We start from the raw sequence: 2,727 nt of genomic DNA, 5'->3' as shown, positions 1-2,727 counted from the left end.
AAATAGGCGGTGTCTGCTACTGCCACAAATCCTATCTGTAGCTACCCAAAACAGTTTGTATGGGTTGCTTGCCTTCACCAATCCGTTAATTTTGGTTGCTGGGTCAACCCTCTAGGTACTCAACGTAACATTCTGTGGGAGTCTCTGTAGGACGGTAGTAGCAATTCTCTAAATAACTGGGAAATCTTATCTGGTGGTCTATCGTACACTACTATTTTTTAGCGATGGCTACGCCCGCCGCAGGCATCGCAAAAGTTTTCGGTCTACTGAATTTAAAAAAGTAAGATTTCGTGTTCAAAGTCTTCTGGGGTCGGTTCTATCTCCCAAACCAATCCTTCTTGAAGATCACCCAGAGCTACTTCAATGTAAAGCCTATCTACAGCAGTTTTTGCTTGTACTTGGTTTCCATCAAATGGCTGTAAATCTTCTGTCAAAAGTCTCAATTTAAATCCACTGGGAATCATCTCGCCTTCGGTTGCATTATGCAGTTCAATGCGCCATACTCTATCTTCAATATTAGTTTTAGGCTGTACGCGCAATTCGTATTGTTGTCCGGCAATGGTGACTTTCCGCACTAAAATTGGCAATGTTGATGCTTGCTGTGAACTCCTAGCTCCTGCAAAATTCAGCTGTGACTCGATACTTGCCCAGCCAAATTTCTGTGCAAAATCTGACACACCAGTTTGCAACCATTGAGTAATCGACCACTGTTGTTGTTGTCCTTGGCGTTGTTCATACAATCGCTGTCTCCAACCTCCATGTTCTAGAAGCGCTCCCCAGGTTGAAAATGGTGCTGCTAGGCGTGGTAAAATCACTCCAGGATTTCCTAGACGTTGAAGCAAGTTTCGTGCTTGCGCGATCGCTAATTCTGGTAGCGGTGCAGTTTTTTCAGCACGGGTAGCTTCTTCGGGACATATTTGACTTGCCATCCATAAAATATTGAGATTAAAAATCAAATCCTGCCCATCCAAACAATAAGCGCGATCACTCGCATCATAACTACCCATATTTTTCAGTAGAGCTTGGGTAGTGTATCCCCAAATCCGCATACAACCCTCTTCAAAATTAACTTGTACCGCTAGATAATAATCTGCTGTCCAGCTAGGGATATCCACCCACTCTTGAGGAACGCGCAGTTCGCTTAAATCCACTGCTTCAGATGGAATTAATACCAATCGTTTTCCTTCCAGAGAAATCCCTACACCGTTGACTACTTCCCAAACGCTGGGCAAAGCGGCAATATTAGGAAAAACAGCAGCATTAGGAGTATGTTCTGCCCGTAGCCAAGGCAGAAAAGCATTCAAGCTCAAGCGGTTAAGATATGCCATCCAACGGCGATTACTCGTCGAAAACGCTTGACTTTGCTGCCAAATTTTGGTTCGCTCGGCTTCAGGAATTTCTAACCACAAATGTGTAGAGTTTGTTAAATTGAGTGTGCCTGGATTAAACATCATGTTGATACTACTCCAAGTTAGAGGAGGAAAGACTATAGTAAGCTTTTAACCATTCCTCTAAAACGGTGTTGATATAGTTAAGTATGAGTGAGTTTAGAGAAATATGGAGTGACTCTTTACTCCAGTTTGCCAGCTTGAGTAGTAACGAGTCTTTTGCTTTGGCGAGTCTACGAGAAATGGTATATTGCTTAATTCCCAGCTGTTGGGCAATCTGCTGTTGAGTCAAATTCTGGCTATAGTAAAGTTTTATTATCTTTTGTGCCTCCTCATCCAGGTCGTTCAATGCTGCAATTAACACATTGCTGATTTGAGATTGCATTGACTGTCTCTCAAGGAATTCTTCTTGAGCAATGATTTCCGTCATTAAGGAGTCCTGCTTCAGTTGCGGTAATATATCTTGATACTCTCCAGAATCGTCATTCCCTCTGGGCGCATTCAGAGAAGCCATACTGGGGTAAAAATATTCTCGTACTGCCTTGGCACAAGCAACCAGCCATTTTTCCATCGTTTGCGGGTTGCACTCCATCCCTGGTTGGGAAAGTTGGGTGTGCTGTTCCGAATTGTAAAGCTGGGTGATCGCACTCCATGTAGCGTCATCTGGCTTTGACAGTTGGCGGGTGCCTGTAGTCCGCTGTGGGGCATATAGTGCTTGGTAGCATTTCCAAGCTAATACGTAGCGTTGTATTGTCTCTGTACTGAGTCCAACATTTTGTAAAGACTCTACCAGACGCTTTTGAGTCAGTTTCCGTAACAATCGCCAGTTAGTGCAAATATCAATTTCATTGTGCGATCGCAGTATTTCCTTGATCTCGCTGCTGAAAATCGCACTAGCATAATTATTCAGGTTAAAGCCTATATTGGGTTGAAATCCTTTTAAAACCTTATCGACACGAGTTATGACCATTTGAAAACAGTCAGACACTGTATATTGAGTAAAATAAAGATTAGCAACTGTTTTGTGAGCAGCCCAATAACACGCTTCTTGTAAATAAGCCGAAAAATGTTCTCTTGCCAAACCTTCTGGCTGTTTTTGCCACAATTTATACCAATAACATATCCAAAAATTCTCCGAGCTTTCTGGCTGCAATAGACGTGCCTGGCAATTAGCTAGATTTCGACGCAGTTTAACATCAACTGCCCAACCCATTATCCTGTCACCATCTAATTTTAAAAAAGTCGTAAATAATTCAGTAATACTGTGACGAGTACGCATAAAAAAAACTACTTATTCTTGCATAATACCAATTTAATATCAAGCTGCATAGCTGTATAA

The 2,727-nt window shown here is 42.2% G+C and carries 2 protein-coding genes; both read right to left on the bottom strand.

Annotated features, from left to right (window positions below; translation table 11 throughout):
- Window positions 1-272: 272 nt before the first annotated feature.
- Window positions 273-1,454, bottom strand: a complete 1,182-nt coding sequence (locus LC608_RS36595) for a DUF1822 family protein (RefSeq protein ID WP_229558180.1) — start codon at window positions 1,452-1,454, stop codon at window positions 273-275.
- Between the two features lie 7 nt (window positions 1,455-1,461).
- Window positions 1,462-2,667, bottom strand: a complete 1,206-nt coding sequence (locus LC608_RS36590; RefSeq protein ID WP_229558179.1) for a sigma-70 family RNA polymerase sigma factor — start codon at window positions 2,665-2,667, stop codon at window positions 1,462-1,464.
- Window positions 2,668-2,727 lie beyond the last annotated feature (60 nt).

It is taken from the genome of Nostoc sp. XA010, from assembly GCF_020829625.1.
Taxonomy (GTDB): domain Bacteria; phylum Cyanobacteriota; class Cyanobacteriia; order Cyanobacteriales; family Nostocaceae; genus Nostoc.
Note: the sequence above shows the minus strand (reverse complement) of the source record. Positions and strands in the feature narration are given on the sequence as shown.